Origin of the sequence: Gordonia sp. 852002-50395_SCH5434458, assembly GCF_001665905.1 — a bacterium.
Classification (GTDB): domain Bacteria; phylum Actinomycetota; class Actinomycetes; order Mycobacteriales; family Mycobacteriaceae; genus Gordonia; species Gordonia jacobaea.
Genome location: NZ_LZTC01000035.1, coordinates 56,396 through 74,752, shown reverse-complemented (window position 1 = coordinate 74,752; position 18,357 = coordinate 56,396). Strand labels below are relative to the sequence as shown.

Sequence of the window (18,357 nt, the reverse complement as noted above, 5' to 3'; positions counted from 1 at the left end):
TAGCCCCCGCCGTACTCGGCACGAGTGCCCGCGCTGGACGTATCGCCGAAAGACCGTGCGGCGCCGTGCTTGAATGGCACGATGGCGCGCAGCTACGCACTCAACTCGTTCGATCTCGACTTCTTCGACACGGCACCGGTGAGCTATCGCATCGACGTCCACCTGCCGGTCACGCCCGAACGCGCGTGGGCAGAACTGACGCGCCAGCACACACTCGACTGGTGCCGGGCGATCAAAGGCATCGAGTTCACTTCGCCACCGCCGTACGGGGTCGGCACGACCCGTCGGGCCAAACTCGGTCTGGGCGTCGCACTCTCCGAGTACTTCTTCGACTGGGTCGAGGAGCCAGGAGAACACCACTACCGCAACGCATTTCGCGGAGAATCGGTGACCGTGCCCGGCCTGTCGCGGTTCGGCGAACTGACCGAGGTCAGCAGCGCCGACGTCGGCTGCCGACTCGTGTGGCGCTTCGCTCTCGAACTCGCGACCGGAGCCAAGCCCGTCAGGCTGTTCAGTGCACCGACGGCGGCGTCGGTGTTCAAGACGGTCGAAACCGACACCCTGCGTCACTTCTCGACGCTGCGCCCACAGGTCTGATCCGACGCCGCTCGCCGGACCGTCAGCGCAGGAAGCCTGCGTCGGCGAGCGCTGTGCGCACAGCCTCCTGGTGTTCTGCGCCCCTGGTCTCGGCGCTGACCGTCACCTGCACCTCGCCGAGCTGCAGGTCGTCGGCGACACGCGAATGCACGACGTCGACGACGCTCGCCCCCTGCTCACGCAGTAGTTCGAGCAGCGAGATGAGACCACCCGGGCGGTCGGGGATGGTGGCGGTCACGGTCAAGAAGCGACCGGACGCGGTGAGTCCCGCCGTCGTCACGTGGCTGAGCACGAGGGGGTCGATATTCCCGCCGGAGGTGACGACGCAGATCGGTCCCGGCAGATCGAGATCGAGACTCATCAGCGCGGCAACGCCCGCGGCGCCCGCGGGTTCGACGAGCAACTTCGCGCGTTCGAGCAGCAGGAGCAGCGCGGTGGCCAACTGCGCCTCGTCGACGGTGACCACCTCGTCGACGAGCTCACGAACGTGCGCGAACGGAACGTCGCCGGGCAGCGCGACGGCGATACCGTCGGCCATCGTCGACATGTGCGTCGCCGCGACGGGCATGTCCTCCTGCAGCGACGTCGGCCATGCCGCCGCCTGCGCCGCCTGCACACCGACGATCCGCACGCCGGGGCGCCTGGCCTTGACCGCAGCGGCGATCCCGGCGAGCAGCCCACCCCCGCCGAGCGGGACGATGATGGAACCGACGTCGGGCATCTGCTCACAGATCTCGACTCCGACGGTCGCCTGCCCCGCCACGATGTCGCGATGGTCGAACGGGTGGATCAGCGTCGCTCCGGTCTCGTCGGCGAAAGCTCGTGCGGCGACCAGTGATTCGTCGATCGTCTCACCGACGAGCACGACCTCGGCCCCATATGCCTTGGTGGCGGCCAACTTCGACAGGGCGGCACCCACCGGCATGTAGACGCGCGAGGTGATGCCCAGGTGCGCGGCCGACCACGCCACGCCCTGCGCGTGGTTGCCCGCGCTGGCCGCGACGACACCCGCCGCGCGCTCGTCGGGCGTGAGCCGCGAGATCCGGTAGAACGCACCGCGCGGCTTGAACGATCCTGTGCGCTGCAGGTTCTCGCACTTGAGCCAGACGTCGGAGCCGCTGCGCTCGGACAACACCCGCGACGCCACCATCGGTGTGCGGCGCATCACCGGCGCCAACACCACCGCGGCGGCGTCGATCTCGGACTGTGTGATCAGCATGATGAGCGTCAACGTACGCGGTCGCGATGCCTCACGCAGCGCAACCTCCGACGGTCCCGGATCTGGCGGTCGGCCCTACTGCAGCGCCTGCTCCAGGTCGGCGAGGATGTCGTCGATGTCTTCGATGCCGACCGAGAGACGCACCAGGTTCTCGGGGACCTCGAGCAACGACCCGGCGGTCGACGCGTGGGTCATCGCACCGGGATGCTCGATCAGCGATTCGACGCCGCCCAGCGACTCGGCGAGGGTGAACACCTCGGTGCGCGCGCAGAACTTCTTGGCGTCCTCGATGCCGCCGGACACCAACACCGAGACCATCCCGCCGAAGCGCTTCATCTGCTTGGCGGCGACCTCGTATCCGGGATGCGAGGGATCGCCCGGGTACAGCACGCGCTCGATCTTGTCGTGACGGTTGAGGTACTCGGCGACCTTCTCGGCGTTGTCGCAATGCCGCTCCATGCGGACCGCGAGCGTTTTGATGCCGCGCATCGTCAGGTAGGCATCGAACGGCCCCGGTACAGCGCCCGCACCGTTCTGCAGGAACGCGATGTCGGAGTCGAGTTGCTCGTCGTCGGTGACCAGCGCGCCACCGACGACGTCGGAGTGTCCGCCGAGGTACTTGGTGGTGGAGTGCAGCACGACGTCGGCGCCCAGCTCCAGCGGACGCTGCAGGTACGCCGTCGCAAAGGTGTTGTCCACCACCAGTTTTGCCTTCGCCTCGTGCGCGACCTCACCGAGTCGGGCGATGTCGCCGACGTTCAGCAGCGGATTGGTCGGCGTTTCGACCCACACGAGTTTGGTCTTCGGGGTGATCGCCGCGCGCACCGCGTCGATGTCGCTGACCGGCGCCACCGAGTAGTCGATGCCCCACTGCGTGAAGACCTTGTCGATCAGCCGGAAGGTGCCGCCGTAGGCGTCGTTCGGGATCACGAGGTGGTCGCCGGGACGCAGCGATGCGCGCAGCAGCGCGTCGGTCGCAGCCATGCCGGAGGAGAAACCGCGTCCGTAGGTGCCGCCCTCGATCGCGGCGATGTTCGCCTCGAGCACGCGACGCGTCGGATTTCCGGTACGCGCGTACTCGAATCCGTCACGCAGACCGCCGACGCCGTCCTGTGCGAACGTCGAACTCGCGTAGACCGGGACGTTCACCGCGCCGGTCTGCGGGTCGGGGTCGTAGCCTGCGTGGATGGCTTCGGTGGAAAAGCCGCGTGGACGCTGATACTTCTTCACGTGAGAACTCCTCGCTGAGTGGTGATCTGGACGCTAACCGGCGGTGATCGTCGGATGGGTGCTGACGAATGCCAGCAGATCGTGTCGGGTGATGACGCCGATCGGCTTTCCGTCCTCGACGACCATGAGTGCGTCGGACTCGCCGAGCGCCTTGGTCGCCGCGGACACCGGCTCACCGGAACCGATGAGCGGGAACGGATCTCCCATGTGCGCCGACACGGGATCGGCGAGGTTCGCACGACCCTCGAATACCGCCGAGAGCAGGTCACGTTCGGTGACCGCGCCTGCAACCTCGCCAGCCATCACCGGCGGCTCGGCGCCGACGACCGGCATCTGCGACACCCCGTATTCGCGGAGGATCTCGATCGCGTCGCGCAGGGTCTCCTGCGGGTGCGTGTGCACGAGGTCTGGAAGCGTACCGGTCTTGCCGCGCAACACATCTCCGACGAGCAGCTCCGGCTTGTCGCCGTCGAGCGGGGTGCGCAGGAAGCCGTAGCTGCTCATCCACTCGTCGTTGAAGATCTTGGCCATGTAGCCGCGCCCACCGTCGGGCAGCAGGACCACCACGACGGAGTCGGGGCCCTCTCGCTGCGCCACCTGCAGTGCCGCGACGACCGCCATACCGCAGGAGCCGCCGACGAGCAGCCCCTCTTCGCGGGCGAGGCGTCGGGTCATGTCGAACGAGTCGGCGTCGGAGACCGCGATGATCTCGTCGGGGATGCTCGGGTCGTAGGCGTCGGGCCAGAAATCCTCACCGACACCCTCGACGAGGTACGGCCGCCCGGTGCCGCCGGAGTAGACCGAACCCTCCGGGTCGACGCCGACGACCTTGACCTTGCCGTCGGAGATCTCCTTGAGATAGCGACCGGTGCCGGTGATGGTGCCGCCGGTGCCGACACCCGCGACGAAGTGCGTGATGGTGCCGTCGGTGTCGCGCCAGATCTCCGGGCCGGTGGTCTCGTAGTGACTCTGCGGACCGGCGGGGTTGGAGTACTGGTTGGGCTTCCATGCGCCGTCGACCTCGCGGACCAGACGATCGGAGACGCTGTAGTAGCTGTCGGGGTGTTCCGGCGGGACGGCCGTCGGGCACACGACAACCTCGGCGCCGTAGGCGCGCAGGACGTTGCGCTTGTCCTCGCCGACCTTGTCGGGGCACACGAAGATGCACTTGTATCCGCGCTGCTGCGCGACGAGCGCCAGCCCGACGCCGGTGTTGCCCGACGTCGGCTCGACGATCGTGCCGCCGGGCTTCAGCTCCCCCGACTTCTCCGCGGCGTCGACCATCCGCACAGCGATCCGGTCTTTGCTGCTGCCGCCGGGATTGAGGTATTCGACCTTGGCCGCGACCAGCCCCGATCCGGGGGAGGTCACCGAGCTGAGCTTGACCAGTGGTGTGTTGCCCACCAGGTCGACGACGTGATTGGCGATGCGCATACCCCTATGGTCCCAGAGCGTCGCAAGCCGTCCACATTCGACTTGCCGCTAAGCTGGGACGCGTGTCCGATTCGCGTCACGTCCTCCGCGATGTCGGTGCCGCAGCGACCGCGACGGCCGCAGGGGCCGGCGCCACGTGGGCGGCATACAACGTGCTGGTCTGGCAGGCGCAACAAGCCAGAACCACCATCCCGCACCGCACCGACAACGCCCCGAACGGCGACGGCATCTACCTCCCCGACGGCGGCGAACCGCTACGCGTCACCCGCGACACCCCTGCCGATCTGCACCTGACGGTGTTCGGCGATTCGACGGCCGCGGGACTCGGCGTCGAATCGGCAGACGACACCCCCGGCGTGCGCGTCGCCCGTCGCGTCGCGGCCGACACCGGTCGGGTCATCCGCTACAGCAACAAGGCCATCGTCGGCGCGACGTCGAAGGGCCTCGGCGCGCAGATCGACGCGATGTTGATCGCGGGACATCGACCCGACGTCGCGGTCATCCTGGTCGGCGCCAACGACGTGACCGCCACCAATGGCATCCGGGCGTCGGCGAATCGTCTGGGCGCCGCCGTCCGCCGACTGCGCGAGACCGGCGCCGTGGTCGTCGTCGGTACCTGCCCCGACTTCGGCGTGATCACCGCGATCCCGCAGCCGCTGCGGTCGGTGCTGCGTATCTGGGGCCTGCGGCTTGCCGCCCGCCAGCAGTCAGCGGTGCGCAGCGCGGGAGGCGTCGCCGTTCCGCTGGCCGATCTGCTCTCCGAGGAGTTCAAGGCGAAGCCCGATCACATGTTCTCGCCCGACCACTTCCACCCGTCCGCGGCCGGATACGAGCTCGCCGCGGCGATCCTCACTCCCCCTGTCCTCGAGGAGATCGGCGAGTGGGGACCGGCACCGCTGCCCGAGCCCCCCGAGATCTCGGAGACCGTGCCCGCCAGCAAATTCATGTCCCGCCTGCTGCGGCGCGCACGGACCGTCGAATGACGCACATCGATCTCAACAGCGACGTCGGCGAGTCGTTCGGCCGCTGGGAGCTCGGCGACGACGACGCCGTGCTCGAGGTGGTCACCAGCGCCAACGTTGCGTGCGGTTTTCACGCGGGCGATCCGAGTACGTTGGCACGAACATGTCGCAGCGCACTCGCGAACGGTGTCCGCATCGGCGCACAGGTCAGCTATCGGGACCTCGCGGGCTTCGGTCGGCGATTCGTCGACGCCACGCAGATCGAGTTGACCGACGACGTCGTCTACCAGATCGGCGGACTGCAGGCCATTGCTCGCGCCGCTGGCGGCACGGTCAGCTACGTCAAGCCACATGGGGCGCTGTACAACACGGCCGTTCACCACGACGTGCACGCGCGTGCCGTGGTCGAAGCGATAGCCGCGGTCGACCCGCACCTCCCCGTACTCGGCTTGCCGGGTTCGCGGCTGCTCGAGATCGCCAGAGATCGCGGAATCCCCACCGTCCGAGAAGCTTTCGCCGATCGGGCGTACCACTCCGACGGCACCTTGGTCTCCCGACGTGAACCGGGCGCAGTCCTCGACGATCCCGCGGTGGTCGCCGGGCGGGTGATGCGCATGGTCTCCGATGGCGTCGTCGACTCCATCGACGGCGACACGATACGCATCGACGTCGACTCCGTGTGCCTGCATGGCGACAGTCCAGCCGCTGTCGCGATGGCGGTGGCAACCCGTGAACTGCTGACCTCCGAGGGCATCGAGATCACGCCGTTCACGTGAGCGCAGGCCGCGACGGCAGCATCAGCGCGAGCACGGCGCCCACCAGCGCGAACACCACCGACCACCAGAACGCCGCGGAGAAACCTGCTGCCACGGAGGCAGCCGACATGACCACGACGGCGAGGATCGCGGTACCGAAGGAGCCGCCGAGTTGCTGGGTGATCCGGGTGAGCATGCTGGTGTCCTGACGCGCGGAGTCGGGGACGCCGATGAAGCCTGCGGCCATGATCGGCGACAACAGCAACCCGAGCCCGAGGCCACGGAACAGCAGGGCGATCATCAACCAGATCATCGAGGTTCCCGCATCGGCGAACGCGAACGGCACGGTCGCGGCAGCCACGATCACGAACCCGCACGCCGCCACCCAGCGTCCGCCGAACCGGTCGGTCAACTTACCCGCCAGCCCGCGGGTCACGAATGCTCCGACGCCCTGCGGGATCAGATAGAGCGCCGCCCGGAGTACCGAATCGCCGAACACCTGCTGAAAGAACAAGGGCAGCAGGAACATTGCCCCGAACGATGCGATGCCGAACGCGAACAGTCCGGCCGACGACGCGGCAACTGCGCGATGAGCAAGAATCCGGATATCGACGATCCCCTGGCGCGCAAACACCAGGCTGCGCACCACGAACACTCCCAGCGCGATCACGCCCACCGCCAGCGGAATCATCACGCTCTGACTGACGAAGCCCGCGTGGGCGTTGGAGAGTCCGAGCAGGATCAGCGCCAAACCCGGTGCGAGAAGAAGTAATCCGACGACATCGAGGTGAGCGTGGTGCTCGTCGGCGCCGCGGGTGCGGTCGTCGTCGGGGATACGCCGCGCGAGGTAGAGCGCGACCGCCACGATCGGGACGTTGATCAGAAAGAGCCACCGCCAGTTGAGCCAGTTCAGGATCACGCCGCCGAGCACGGGACCCAGGATCGGCCCCAGCGCGGTCGGCATCGACACCAGAGCGATGACCTGTCCGAGCGCCACTCCACGACTCGCCGACACCAGGATCGACATCATCAGCGGCATGATCAGTCCGGCGCCGAGGCCCTGTAGAACGCGAAATGCGATGAGCGACGGGGCATCCCATGCCATTGCGCACAGGATCGAGCCGAGCAGGAAGATCAGCAGCCCCGCGATCCAGGCGACGCGTGACCCGAATCGCGTTGCCGCCCAACCCGCCAACGGCACCGCGACGGCGAGCGCCAGCAGGTATCCGGTACTGACCCACTGGATCGTCGACACCGGAACGTCGAGGTCTCGGCCGAGCGTCTCGAGCGCGATGGTGGTGATCGTGGTGTCGAGAATCGGTGCGATCAGACCGATGATCACAGCCCATGCGACACGACGCGTCGCAGGATCGATGGTCTGCGCCGGGGACGCTGTTGCCGCCATGGGAACCCCTTTAAGAATCAGTTGTGTATCCTATTTCCGACGATAGGCCGGCGCGATAAGATACGCAAGTGGATCTTGAACACCAGGACGCCAACCCCACACGACGCCGCGGCGCCGAACTCGAGGCCGCCATCCTCGACGCCGCGTGGGAGCAACTGCTCGACCGCGGCTACTCGGGGCTGACCTTCGAGGCCGTCGCCGAACGAGCCGGAACCAGCAGGCCCGTGCTCTATCGCCGGTGGGCAACACGCGGCGACCTGCTGCGCGCCGCGATCTCCCATCGTGGGCGGCAGGTCGAGGTCGTCGTACCCGACACCGGAAATCTGCGTGACGACGTCCTCGAAGCGCTGCGCGACATGAACGACACTCGCGCCGATTTCGTGGTCATGATGGCGTCGAGTCTCGGCGAGTACTTCGCCGAAGGCGGCACCACCCCCCGTGAGGTTCGCGCGCTGTTCATCGGCGATCGTGCGTCGACCATCGCCACCATCGTCGAACGTGCGATCGCTCGTGGCGAGGTGGACCCGGCACATGTGACCGAGCGGGCCATCGCGCTGCCCGCCGACCTCTATCGCTACGAGGTACTCATGTCCCTGAAACCCGTGTCCGACGACGTCCTGCGCACCATCGTCGACGACGTCTTCTTGCCTCTCGTCCAACCGGACACCGCATCGAAGGCTCCGCGCTCCGACGAGTGTCAAATCCGGCTCATCTGACATCCGAGCTGTCCAGTAACGTGTTTCACATGCCTGAAGCTGTCATCGTTGCCCATGCCCGCTCCCCGATCGGCCGCGCCGGAAAGGGATCCCTCAAAGACGTTCGTCCCGACGAACTCTCTCGACAGATCGTCACCGCACTTCTCGCCAAGGTCCCCGAGCTCGACCCCAAGGAAATCGAAGACATCCACTGGGGAATCGGCCAGCCCGGCGGCCAGGGCGGCTACAACATCGCCCGCGTGCTCGGCGTCGAACTCGGCTTCGACCACATCCCCGGTGTCACCGTGAACCGCTACTGCTCGTCGTCGTTGCAGACCACCCGCATGGCCCTGCACGCCATCAAGGCCGGCGAGGGTGACGTGTTCATCTCGGGTGGCGTCGAGAGCGTGTCGAGCTTCGCCATCTCCGGCGGCGCCGACGGTGCGCCCGATTCCAAGAACCCGCTGTTCGACGAGGCGCTGGCCCGCACCGAACGCTCCGCCGAGGGCGGCGCTCCCGCGTGGCACGATCCCCGCGAAGACGGCCTGATCCCCGACGTCTACATCGCGATGGGTCAGACTGCCGAGAACGTCGCGAGCTTCACCGGTATCTCGCGTGAAGACCAGGACCACTGGGGCGTGCGCAGCCAGAACCGCGCAGAAGAGGCCATCAAGGCCGGATTCTTCGAGCGCGAGATCGACCCGATCACGCTGGCCGACGGCACCGTCGTCAGCACCGACGACGGTCCCCGACCGGGCACGACCTACGAGAAGATCTCGCAGCTCAAGCCCGTCTTCCGCCCCGACGGCACCATCACCGCCGGTAACGCCTGCCCGCTGAACGACGGCGCGGCCGCGCTGGTCATCATGAGCGACACCAAGGCCAAAGAACTGGGCCTGACCCCGCTCGCCCGCGTCGTCGCCACCGCCGCGACCGGACTCTCGCCCGAGATCATGGGCCTCGGCCCCATCGAGGCCGTTCGCAAGGTGCTTCGCGTCGCGGGTAAGTCGATCTCCGACATCGACCTGTTCGAGATCAACGAGGCATTCGCCGTGCAGGTCATCGGTTCGGCAAACGAGCTCGGGATCGACCACGACAAGCTGAACGTGTCCGGCGGCGCCATCGCGCTCGGCCACCCCTTCGGCATGACCGGTGCACGTATCACCACCACGCTGCTCAACAACCTGCAGACCTACGACAAGACGTTCGGCATCGAGACGATGTGCGTCGGCGGTGGCCAGGGCATGGCGATGGTGCTCGAGCGCCTGAGCTGACCAGACCCCCATCACAACACCGCGGCCCCGCACTCACGGGCGGTTTCAAGGGGTCGGCGCAACACTGCTGTTAGTTGGTGGTGATTAGATCACGCAAACGCTCGGCTGGGGTATCCCAGCCGAGCGTTTTGCGTGGACGGCCGTTGAGTTCCTGCGCGACGTGCTCAAGATCGGCTGGACCGTAGACACTGAGGTCAGTGCTTTTGGGGAAGTACTGCCGTAGCAGCCCGTTGGTGTTCTCGTTGGTACCGCGCTGCCACGGGCTGGCCGGATCGCAGAAGTACACCTGCATGTCGGTGGCGATGCTGATCTGCTTGTGTCGGGCAAGCTCGGCGCCCTGGTCCCAGGTGAGCGACCCGCGTAGGTGCGCGGGTAGGTCCTTGATCGCGGTGATGATCGCGTCACGGACTTGTTCGGCGTCGTGCCCATCCGGCAGGTGCAGCAGCATCGTGTAACGGGTGGAACGCTCGACGAGAGTGCCGATCGCGGTCTTGTTCTGCTCCCCGGTGATCAGATCCCCCTCCCAGTGCCCGGGGACCGCACGGTCGTCCACCTCTGCCGGCCGGTCGCTGATCATCACCATCGGGTCGATGAATCGCTGATATCGCTCACCCTCTCGGCGCTGCGACCTCCGGCGCGTCCTACCGGTCCGAAGTGCTTGTTGGACTTCACGTTTCAACCCTCCGCGGGCTTGGAAGTACAAGGCTTGATAGATCGTTTCGTGGCTCACCCGCATGCTTTCGTCGTCGGGATGATCCCGGCGCAGGCGGTGAGAGATCTGCTCCGGCGAGAGCTTCCTCGACAAGCCGTCCTCGACCGCTGCCCGTAGGACCGCGTTCACCACCAGTTTGGACTGCTTGGGCCGCGCCCGGGTCGCCGCCGCGATTCGATCGGCCTGATGCGGCAGGTACCGGCCGGCGACACTATGCGCACGCACCTCGCGGGAGATGGTCGAGACGTTCTTTCCGATCCGCGTGGCGATGGTCCTCATCGAATCCTTGACCACCAGCCCGTCAGCGATCGCAATCCGATCCTCCAGCGACAGATACCGATCGCTGATCACCGAGATAGCCGCATCCGGGCAGGTCATAGTAGCCACGGGCTGTTTGTAGACGGTTCCGAGCCGGTAGTCCACAACGGTGCCGTCCGGGCGGACCCGGGTGTTGCCGACCTTCCGAATTCCCTGACGCCAATCCCGGGCGGTGCGCACATTGACTCCCACCTCGCGCGCCGCGCTCGCTGAGGACCAGCCTTGCTCGATCAACGCAAAGAACCGCATCCTCGCCGCAGGCTTGCCAGACACTGTGATCTTGTCCGCGTCTACCAGGCCAGCATCGACAAGTATCCGACGCGCAACGGAGAACGCCACATCACACTCGAACGCCGCCCTGTTGATCGACCCGGTCCGATCGAACACCGCCACGATCCGTCCAGGATCAGCCGGCTTACCCGGCCCACGAGGCCGCCCCACCGGCCGACCGATCGCCCGGAGAATCGCGTAGCACCGATGCCGCGGCACGCCCACCGCAACAGCGGCTTCCTTCACCGGCACCCCGGCATCCACCAGCCTCGCCAACTGGTCACCGAACCGAACACAGTCCTCCTGAAACGACATGATCGCCGCAACCTCTCACCTGAGAGTGTTGCGACGATCATGTGAACCCGCCACGAAGAGTGCGGGGCCGCGGTGTATCTGAGGGGGCGAAACTAGTTGTTGGAGTTGAAGTAGCTCAACAGACGCAGGATCTCGACGTAGAGCCACACCAGGGTGACCGTCAGGCCGAGCGCAACTCCCCAGCCCGCGCGGGCAGGTGCACCAGCACGGATCAGACGATCAGCGGCGTCGAAGTCGACGAGGAAGCTGAAGGCCGCCAACGCGATGCAGACCAGCGAGAAGATGATCGCGATCGGACCACCGTCGCGCAGCACACCGGCTCCGCCGGTGAACAGGCCGATGATCAGGTTGCCGATCATCAGCACCATCACACCGATGAGTCCGGCGAACAGCATGCGCGTGAAGCGCGGTGTCACACGGATGGCGCCGATCTTGTAGACCAGCAGCATTCCGAAGAACACACCGAACGTGCCGAGAACCGCCTGGCCGATCAGCGCGCCCGCACTGGTGTCGCCACTGACCATCCAGTTCGCGAACACGAACGAGATCGAACCGACGAACAGTCCCTCGAAGGCCGCGTAGGCGAGGACGATCGCGGGATTGTCCTGCTTACGACCGAACGAGGCGACCAACACGAGCACGAGGCCCACGATCGCGCCGATGCCCATGAGAGGGCCGGCCAATGCGTTGTTGTAGCTGCTGATGACGTAGCTGAGGATTGCGGTGACCGTCAGCACGCCGAGAGTGATCGCCGTCTTGGTGACGACGTCGTCGATGGTCAGCTGGCGTCCGACGGCCTGCGGGGGCGCATACTGCGGCGGGACCTGCTGACCGTACTGGTTGTACATCGCGGCCTGCCCGGCCCCGGCCGCGTTCGACCCGAAGCCGGCGTAGCCGCCGGGATTCTGGTTATCGCGGACGACGCCGCGCATCACCGGGTTACTGCTGTCTCGCACAGGTGCTCCTTTTATGGACGTGTACGTCTCATCAACGGGGATCGACCCGTTCGAGTTCCGACTTTACCTTCTCTTGACCAACTGAGTGATCCGACGGCGCACTCAGTGAGTCGAGGAACACGCGGACCTCGTCGGGTGACTCGTACTCACGAATCGACAGCACCGCTCGCCCCAGACAGATCGAGCGCAGGGTCTGCGCGGCAATGGCGAAGTCATCGCCCCAGCCCAGACCGGGCTTCGCGATCATCAACGACGCCAGGCCATGCGCAGCGGTCCACAATTCGAGGACGACGTCCCCGACCTCGTCGGGGTGGAAGATCCCGGCGTCTGCGAGTTCGCTGACAGTTCCGGTGAACCGCACGAACGCCGACGCCGCGAGCACCTCGTCGACCTTGCTGCGCTCGGCCACTGGTGAGACGTGATGGAAGGCCTCCCGGTAGAGCACGGGCGTGGCGACCGCGAATCGAACATAGGCGATGCCCATCTGCAGAGCCCGTTCCAGCGGATCGTCGATTCCTTTCGACGCCGCGGCCAGCTCCTCGTCGAGACGTTCGAAGTATCGAGCGCAGACGGCTTCGAGGAGTGCGTCCTTGTCGTCGAAGTGCAGATAGATCGACGGCGGGGTGACGCCCACCCGGTCGGCGACGGCTCGGATGGACACGGCCGACGCGGCTTCGGAGTCGAGCAACAGCGACGTGGCGGCGTCGATGATCTCGTCGGCCAGCAACTCACCCGACCCGCGGGGCGAGCGGCTCCTGCGACTGGTCCGTGTCACTGTTCTCCTGCGTGTTGTTCTCGTTCTCGGTGGTCTCGTGTGTGCCCGTGTCGGCGACCGTTGTCCGCGGCGGCTCGTCGTCGACCTCCTCGGACAGTCCGAAGCGGTCATGCAGACGTCGCAGCGGTGCGGGTGCCCACCAGTTCAGGCGCCCGGCGAGGCACATGAACGACGGAACGAGCAGCATCCGGATCAGAGTGGCATCCATCAGCACCGCAAGCGTGAGTCCGACACCGAACATACGCATGAACGACACCTCCGACGCCGCGATTCCCGCGAACACGATGCTCATCAGTAGCGCCGCGGCGGTGATGACGCGACCGGTCCTCGCAATACCGAGCGCGACGGCCTTGTCGTTCGCCGCGCGCGACCTGTCCGACGCGAGCCACGATTCGCGAATCCGGCCGAGCAGGAACACCTCATAATCCATGGACAGCCCGAACGCGATGCAGAACATCAGGACGGGCATCGTTGCCGCGAGGTACCCGGTTGACGTGGTGCCCAATCCGTCGAGGTGCCCCTCTTGGAAGAACCACACCATCGCGCCGAACGTCGCCGACAATGACAACACGTTGAGCACCAACGCCTTCAGCGGAAGCACAACGCTTCCGGTGAAGAGGAACAGCAGCACGAACGTCGCGATGGCGATCGCCCCGAGTACCCACGGCAGGTGCGCATAAATGGAGTCGACGGTGTCGACGTTGGTCGCCGCAGAACCCGTGAACTTCACTGTCAGTCCCGCGGGCACCGGCACGTCTCGCAGCTGAGCCAGTTGATGCTCGCCCGCGGGCCGCATCGGTTCGAGGTTGGTGGCGACCGTGATCACTCCGACGTCGCCGCGTTGGTCCGCGGGATTCGGCGGGGCAACAGCCTTCCCCTCGACGAAGGTTCCGCCCGCGCCCGACACCGAGTTGACGTCGGCAACCCGCGACAGCTCCTGCGCATACGACGCCCTCGTCTGCGCGGAGACGTCTCCGGTCGCGACAACGGTGACCGACGACGAGAGGTTCTGGGCGAAGTCGTCGCGGATCTCCTGCTGTATCTGATGGGCGCTGGCGCTGGTGGGCAGCACGCGGTCGTCGGGGAAGCCGAACTTGATCGACAGGAATGGTGCGCCGAGCACCAGCAGAATGACGACGACCGTCGCGCCGACCGGTGCCGCTCGTTTCAACACCCACGACGCCGCGCGGTACCACCAGCCCTCTTCGACCGGGCGTGGTGTCGGTTCGGGACGGCCCAGCAGCTTGCGGACACCGCGGCGCACGTCGAGGGAGTCGATCCGGTCGCCGAGGAGCATCAGCACCGCGGGCGTGATCACCAGCGACGTCACGGCGGCGATCACCACGACGCCGAGTCCTGCGTACGCGAAGGAACGCAGGAAATACATCGGGAAGATCGCCAGTGCGGCAAGCGCGAGGGCAACGGTCACCGCAGAGAACGCGACGGTGCGTCCCGCCGTCTGCATCGTGCGCAGGATCGCCGACGCTCTGTCGCGGCCGTCGGCCACTTCTTCGCGATACCTCGTCACCAGCAGCAGCGTGTAATCGATCGCGAGCGCCAAACCCATTGCGGTGGTGAGGTTCAACGCGAAGATCGACACGTCGGTGACGGTGCCAATCAGACGCAGCAGCGCGAACGTCAGCACGATCGCGATGATGCCGACGCCGATCGGCAGCATCGCCGCGATGACGCCCCCGAATACGACGATGAGAACGAGGAAGCTGATGGGGATCGCTATCGCCTCTGCGACGGCGAGGTCGCGCGTGGTCTGCTCGTTGACCTGCTGGAAGACCATGCCCTGGCCACCGACGCGGACCGTGATGCCGTCGCGGGTGCCTTCGAATCGGGAGGCGACCTCCTTGGCATGCGCAGGAGCCTCGGCTTCCCCGCCGTCGAGCGTGGCGATGATCAGCGCCGAACTGCGGTCCTTGCTGATAAGGCCGGGCGCGAGCGTCGGGTCCTGCCACACCGACAGAACCGGTTGCTGCACATAGGGAAGGGCGTCGAGTTCGGAGACGATCGACTTGCCGACCGCGGCGGCCCGCTGGTCCTTCTCCATGTCGGTGCCGGCAGGCGCGTCGAGTTTGATGACGACCTGCAGGCCCCCGCGCTTGAAGGTGTCGTCGATTTGCTGCGCCGCCTGCGCCGACTCGCTGTTCGGATCGGAATATCCGCCCGCCAGCAGGTGCTGCGATGCCGACGCTCCGTAGATTCCACAGAGCACGAGGAACAGGAACGCCAGTGCGAGAACACGTTTGGGCGCAGATATAGCCACTCGGGTAAGTCTTGCCAACATGCGAGTCCCCTAGCGCGTCGTGGTCACTTACCCGCGTTAAGTTATCGGCATTAAGTCAGCGCGTCAAGGGGTACGTCGGCCGATTGCAGGATGCGCCCGGGGTCACCCGTGCATTGATCTCCGGCCCGAAGGGGGCGACCTCTTCTGCGTTACGATGGGGTGTGGTCTACCTCTCACTCGCTCTCGCCGCCGTCGCGGTCGGAGCGTGGGTGCTGTCGTACTACCGATCGTCACAGCCGCGCCGCAGCCCCGATCTGTTCATCGCCCTCTCCGAGCTCAACGACTCGACGTCGGACCATCAGCGGCACGCGGCAGAGGTCATCGACGAGAAGCATCACCTCGAGGCGCGCGCAGGCTGGCCGTCGGCCGTGATCGGGCTGCTGTCGGTGATGGCAGTGGTGTTCATGGTCCAAGATCCGTCGAGCACCGTCAACGGAAATCGGCTCGTGTGGATGACAAGCGAATTGCTGGTGATCGCACTGATCTCGGCGGTGTGGACGGTGTGGTGCGTTCAGCGCGCCGCGCGCCTGACTGTGCGCCAAGCCGGGCTCCATCGCTGGTGACGCTCCTCTGCCGCTCCGATTCCGCCGCCTAGGGTTTCGTTCGATCGGGCCGAGGCCACATGGCATGCTTGTCGACGCGCCCCTATAGCCCAATTGGCAGAGGCAGCGGACTTAAAATCCGCACAGTGTCGGTTCGAGTCCGACTGGGGGCACCCAGCGAGAGTTGTGTGGGATCCTCGGGAGCATTTTTGCACCCCTGGATCCCACGCAACTCGGCGTCAGCTTGTCTCCAGCGGCCGCGAGGGGTCGGACGTCCACGCGTTCATCGAACCGTCGTAGACCGATGCGTCGTCGCGGCCAACCGCCGCGAGAGCGAAAGCTGCTGCGGTGGCGGCGATTCCGCCTCCGCAGTAGGTGACGGGTCGCACCGAGTCGTCGAGGGCGCCCACCGCGTCGAAGATCGCTCGAAGCGCGGGAACGTCTTTCAACGTGCCCCGCTCGTCGACCAATTCGCCGAAGGGCACGTTCACACTTCCGGGAATGTGGCCGGCCGCGAAGGTGTCTCGGTCGAGGGCGTTGATCAATAGCACGCCCGAGTCGTCGACGTCGGTGACCACCTCGTCGGTGGTCTCGATGCGTTCCTCGCGCCGCTGAGCTGTGAATTCTGCAGGCGGATAACTTGATTCGCCACGGTCGACGGCGAAGCCCGCGTCAACCCACGCCTGCAGGCCCCCGTCGAGCACCGCGACATTGCCGAAGCCCTCGAGACCGAACTGCCACCACAGCCTGGTGGCCCAGATTCCGTTCTCCGAGTCGTAGACCACGACGCGCGAGTCGTCACCGACACCCGCCGCACCCACGGCTGCAGCGAACTGTTCCGACGACACGACGGCGAACGGCGCCTCCCCGTCGGGGTCGGTGAGCGCGAGCAGTTGATCGACGAACACCGCGCCGGGAATGTGCCCGGCCAGGTACGACTCCTGCCCGGACTCGATCTGCGGCGCTCCGTCACCGAATCGGAGATGCACGGTCGCGTCGATGACCCGCAGCTTGGGATCATCGCCCAGATCGCGCAGGTCAGAAGCTGTGATGAGATGTGGCGTGCCCATACCCCGACACTACCGGCGACCGGCGCACACCCCGCCGATCAACTCTGTTCCCCGCGCAGGTTCTCGAGCAGCCTGAGCCAGATCTCACTGACCGTGGGATACGACGGGACGGCGTGCCACAACCTTTCCAGGGGAACCTCGCCGATGACGGCGACGGTGGCCGAATGCACGAGCTCCGCGATGTCGGGTCCGACAAACGTGGCTCCCACCAACACATTTCGCGCGCGGTCGATGACCAGCACCGCGTGGCCGCTGTAGTTCTCGCGTGCCAGCGCCGACCCTGCGACCTCGATGTCGAGTTCGGAGGTGACAACGTCGATGCCCGCGTCGCGGGCGGCAACCTCGGTCAGCCCGACCGACCCGACCTGCGGCTCGGTGAACACCACCTGCGGCACCGCCGCGTGGTCGGCAGTGGCCAGATAGCGCTCGCCGTCGAGTGAACGACCTTCTGCGCGTGCGGCGATCACGTCACCGGCGACCCGCGCCTGATACTTGCCCATGTGCGTGAGTGACGCGCGACCGTTGACATCGCCGACCGCATACAGCCAGTCGTGCCCGCCGACATTCAGGTGATCGTCGACGTCGAGCTTGTGCTTGGGGTCGATGCCGAGTGTCTCGAGTCCGACGCCGACGGTGCGCGGTCGTCGACCTGCGGCGACAAGGATCTCGTCGACCTCGAGTCGATCGACGACGTCGCCGTCGCGGTTGGCGAGTTCGACGACGGCCGGCCCGCCGTGCACTCGCCCGTAGCCGGTGTCGTCGACCTCCGGTCGCGCCACCGACCCAAACGTCGTGCCGAAGCGGATGTCGACTCCCCTGTCTCGCAGACCCGACAAGACTCGTTCCCCGACAAAGGGTTCCATCGACGGAAGCAGCGCGTTGCCCCGCACGACCATCGTGACCACACTCCCGAGCTCCGCGAGCCACGTCGCCGCCTCGCAGGCAACGACACCCCCGCCGAGGACCGCGATGCGTGCGGGAACCTCGACGAGATTCGTCGCATCACGCGACGTCCACGGCGCAGCATCGGCGAGACCCGGGATCGGCGGGATCGACGCGTCGCTCCCCGTCGCCAGCACCACCGCCTCGGTGGCGCGCAGGCGTCGACCCTCCACCTCGACCTCCCGCTCGCCCACCAGCCTGCCGACGCCGCGCACGACGTCGATGCCCGCGCCCCGCGCCCAATCGACCTGCGACGAGTCGTCGCGGTTGTGGGTGAACGAGTCGCGCCACGCCAGCAGACGGCCGGGTTCGGGCTGATCGTCGACGATTCGCGTCCGCGAACCGGGCAGCCCCGTCGCGGCCTCGAGTGCGGCGCCCGCCCCCAACAACGCCTTGCTCGGCATGCACGCCCAGTACGAGCATTCGCCGCCGACGAGTTGACTCTCGACGAGCACTGCGCGACGAGAACTTCCGCGGATCGCGTAGTCGGCTGCGTTCTCGCCCGCCGGTCCGGCGCCGAGCACGATGACGTCGTAGGTGTCGGTGTCTGCCATGAAATCCACGGTAGCCGCGCCTGATGTTGCGGACCG

16 protein-coding genes and 1 tRNA gene are annotated in these 18,357 nt (G+C 66.5%); 7 read left to right on the top strand and 10 right to left on the bottom strand.

The genetic code is table 11. The features are described 5' to 3' along the window. Nucleotides 1–81: 81 nt before the first annotated feature. Nucleotides 82–597, top strand: coding sequence for an SRPBCC family protein (locus A5785_RS06795; RefSeq protein WP_005202082.1), 516 nt, complete (start codon nucleotides 82–84; stop codon nucleotides 595–597). A gap of 22 nt (nucleotides 598–619) precedes the next feature. On the opposite strand, the gene ilvA is transcribed toward A5785_RS06795, so the two are convergent. From ilvA to A5785_RS06780, 3 genes are all read right to left on the bottom strand, one after another. Next, the gene (gene ilvA / locus A5785_RS06790; protein ID WP_064865421.1) at nucleotides 620–1,816 is read right to left on the bottom strand and encodes a threonine ammonia-lyase; all 1,197 of its coding nucleotides are present in this window, start codon (nucleotides 1,814–1,816) and stop codon (nucleotides 620–622) included. Nucleotides 1,817–1,891: 75 nt separating this feature from the next. Beyond that, a complete protein-coding gene (locus A5785_RS06785) occupies nucleotides 1,892–3,046 on the bottom strand; it encodes a cystathionine gamma-synthase (RefSeq protein ID WP_005202086.1) in 1,155 nt (384 codons plus the stop codon). 33 nt (nucleotides 3,047–3,079) lie between these two features. Beyond that, a complete protein-coding gene (locus A5785_RS06780; RefSeq protein ID WP_064865418.1) occupies nucleotides 3,080–4,480 on the bottom strand; it encodes a cystathionine beta-synthase in 1,401 nt (466 codons plus the stop codon). Nucleotides 4,481–4,542: 62 nt separating this feature from the next. Between A5785_RS06780 and A5785_RS06775 the strand changes: the two genes are divergently transcribed. After that, entirely contained in the window at nucleotides 4,543–5,463 is a 921-nt protein-coding gene (locus A5785_RS06775) for an SGNH/GDSL hydrolase family protein (protein ID WP_039854243.1), read from the top strand. Next, nucleotides 5,460–6,218, top strand: coding sequence for a LamB/YcsF family protein (locus A5785_RS06770; protein ID WP_005202092.1), 759 nt, complete (start codon nucleotides 5,460–5,462; stop codon nucleotides 6,216–6,218). The genes A5785_RS06775 and A5785_RS06770 overlap by 4 nt, the downstream gene beginning before the upstream one ends. Here A5785_RS06770 and A5785_RS06765 read toward each other — a convergent pair. Further along, nucleotides 6,211–7,602 carry a DHA2 family efflux MFS transporter permease subunit gene (locus A5785_RS06765; protein WP_005202093.1) on the bottom strand — a complete coding sequence of 464 codons (1,392 nt, stop codon included), beginning with the start codon at nucleotides 7,600–7,602 and terminating at the stop codon, nucleotides 6,211–6,213. The genes A5785_RS06770 and A5785_RS06765 overlap by 8 nt on opposite strands. A 68-nt stretch (nucleotides 7,603–7,670) precedes the next feature. Here A5785_RS06765 and A5785_RS06760 point away from each other — a divergent pair, with 68 nt between their 5' ends. Continuing rightward, nucleotides 7,671–8,318, top strand: a complete 648-nt coding sequence (locus A5785_RS06760) for a TetR/AcrR family transcriptional regulator (RefSeq protein ID WP_064865417.1) — start codon at nucleotides 7,671–7,673, stop codon at nucleotides 8,316–8,318. 29 nt (nucleotides 8,319–8,347) lie between these two features. Beyond that, on the top strand, nucleotides 8,348–9,571 hold the full coding sequence (locus A5785_RS06755; RefSeq protein ID WP_064863223.1) for an acetyl-CoA C-acetyltransferase: 1,224 nt from the start codon (nucleotides 8,348–8,350) through the stop codon (nucleotides 9,569–9,571). A gap of 70 nt (nucleotides 9,572–9,641) precedes the next feature. Here the strand turns inward: A5785_RS06755 and A5785_RS06750 are convergent, their stop codons facing one another. From A5785_RS06750 to A5785_RS06735, 4 genes are all read right to left on the bottom strand, one after another. Then, nucleotides 9,642–10,850, bottom strand: coding sequence for an IS30 family transposase (locus A5785_RS06750; protein WP_168431428.1), 1,209 nt, complete (start codon nucleotides 10,848–10,850; stop codon nucleotides 9,642–9,644). A gap of 428 nt (nucleotides 10,851–11,278) precedes the next feature. After that, entirely contained in the window at nucleotides 11,279–12,142 is an 864-nt protein-coding gene (locus A5785_RS06745; protein ID WP_005202099.1) for a Bax inhibitor-1/YccA family protein, read from the bottom strand. A 31-nt stretch (nucleotides 12,143–12,173) separates the two neighbouring features. Further along, the gene (locus A5785_RS06740) at nucleotides 12,174–12,917 is read right to left on the bottom strand and encodes a TetR/AcrR family transcriptional regulator (RefSeq protein ID WP_082946540.1); all 744 of its coding nucleotides are present in this window, start codon (nucleotides 12,915–12,917) and stop codon (nucleotides 12,174–12,176) included. Then, nucleotides 12,871–15,213 (bottom strand): MMPL family transporter, encoded by a 2,343-nt coding sequence (locus A5785_RS06735; protein ID WP_064865412.1) that lies wholly within the window; start codon nucleotides 15,211–15,213, stop codon nucleotides 12,871–12,873. The genes A5785_RS06740 and A5785_RS06735 overlap by 47 nt, the downstream gene beginning before the upstream one ends. Before the next feature lie 161 nt (nucleotides 15,214–15,374). Between A5785_RS06735 and A5785_RS06730 the strand changes: the two genes are divergently transcribed. Together A5785_RS06730 and A5785_RS06725 are read left to right on the top strand one after the other, a co-directional pair. Further along, on the top strand, nucleotides 15,375–15,776 hold the full coding sequence (locus tag A5785_RS06730) for a hypothetical protein (RefSeq protein ID WP_064865409.1): 402 nt from the start codon (nucleotides 15,375–15,377) through the stop codon (nucleotides 15,774–15,776). A 78-nt stretch (nucleotides 15,777–15,854) separates the two neighbouring features. Continuing rightward, nucleotides 15,855–15,928, top strand: a tRNA-Leu gene (locus tag A5785_RS06725). Between the two features lie 66 nt (nucleotides 15,929–15,994). Here A5785_RS06725 and A5785_RS06720 read toward each other — a convergent pair. Together A5785_RS06720 and A5785_RS06715 are read right to left on the bottom strand one after the other, a co-directional pair. Then, the gene (locus A5785_RS06720; protein WP_064865407.1) at nucleotides 15,995–16,825 is read right to left on the bottom strand and encodes a sulfurtransferase; all 831 of its coding nucleotides are present in this window, start codon (nucleotides 16,823–16,825) and stop codon (nucleotides 15,995–15,997) included. A gap of 38 nt (nucleotides 16,826–16,863) precedes the next feature. Beyond that, on the bottom strand, nucleotides 16,864–18,321 hold the full coding sequence (locus tag A5785_RS06715; protein WP_064865634.1) for a dihydrolipoyl dehydrogenase family protein: 1,458 nt from the start codon (nucleotides 18,319–18,321) through the stop codon (nucleotides 16,864–16,866). Nucleotides 18,322–18,357: the final 36 nt, after the last annotated feature.

Bases quoted from the DNA above. Each gene is read 5' to 3' on its own strand.
- A5785_RS06715 (WP_064865634.1), bottom strand. From the start codon at position 18,321: ATGGCAGACACCGACACCTACGACGTCATCGTGCTCGGCGCCGGACCG.
- ilvA (WP_064865421.1), bottom strand. From the start codon at position 1,816: ATGCTGATCACACAGTCCGAGATCGACGCCGCCGCGGTGGTGTTGGCG.
- A5785_RS06755 (WP_064863223.1), top strand. From the start codon at position 8,348: ATGCCTGAAGCTGTCATCGTTGCCCATGCCCGCTCCCCGATCGGCCGC.
- A5785_RS06750 (WP_168431428.1), bottom strand. From the start codon at position 10,850: ATGCGGTTCTTTGCGTTGATCGAGCAAGGCTGGTCCTCAGCGAGCGCG.
- A5785_RS06770 (WP_005202092.1), top strand. From the start codon at position 5,460: ATGACGCACATCGATCTCAACAGCGACGTCGGCGAGTCGTTCGGCCGC.
- A5785_RS06780 (WP_064865418.1), bottom strand. From the start codon at position 4,480: ATGCGCATCGCCAATCACGTCGTCGACCTGGTGGGCAACACACCACTG.
- A5785_RS06765 (WP_005202093.1), bottom strand. From the start codon at position 7,602: ATGGCGGCAACAGCGTCCCCGGCGCAGACCATCGATCCTGCGACGCGT.
- A5785_RS06795 (WP_005202082.1), top strand. From the start codon at position 82: ATGGCGCGCAGCTACGCACTCAACTCGTTCGATCTCGACTTCTTCGAC.
- A5785_RS06735 (WP_064865412.1), bottom strand. From the start codon at position 15,213: ATGTTGGCAAGACTTACCCGAGTGGCTATATCTGCGCCCAAACGTGTT.
- A5785_RS06720 (WP_064865407.1), bottom strand. From the start codon at position 16,825: ATGGGCACGCCACATCTCATCACAGCTTCTGACCTGCGCGATCTGGGC.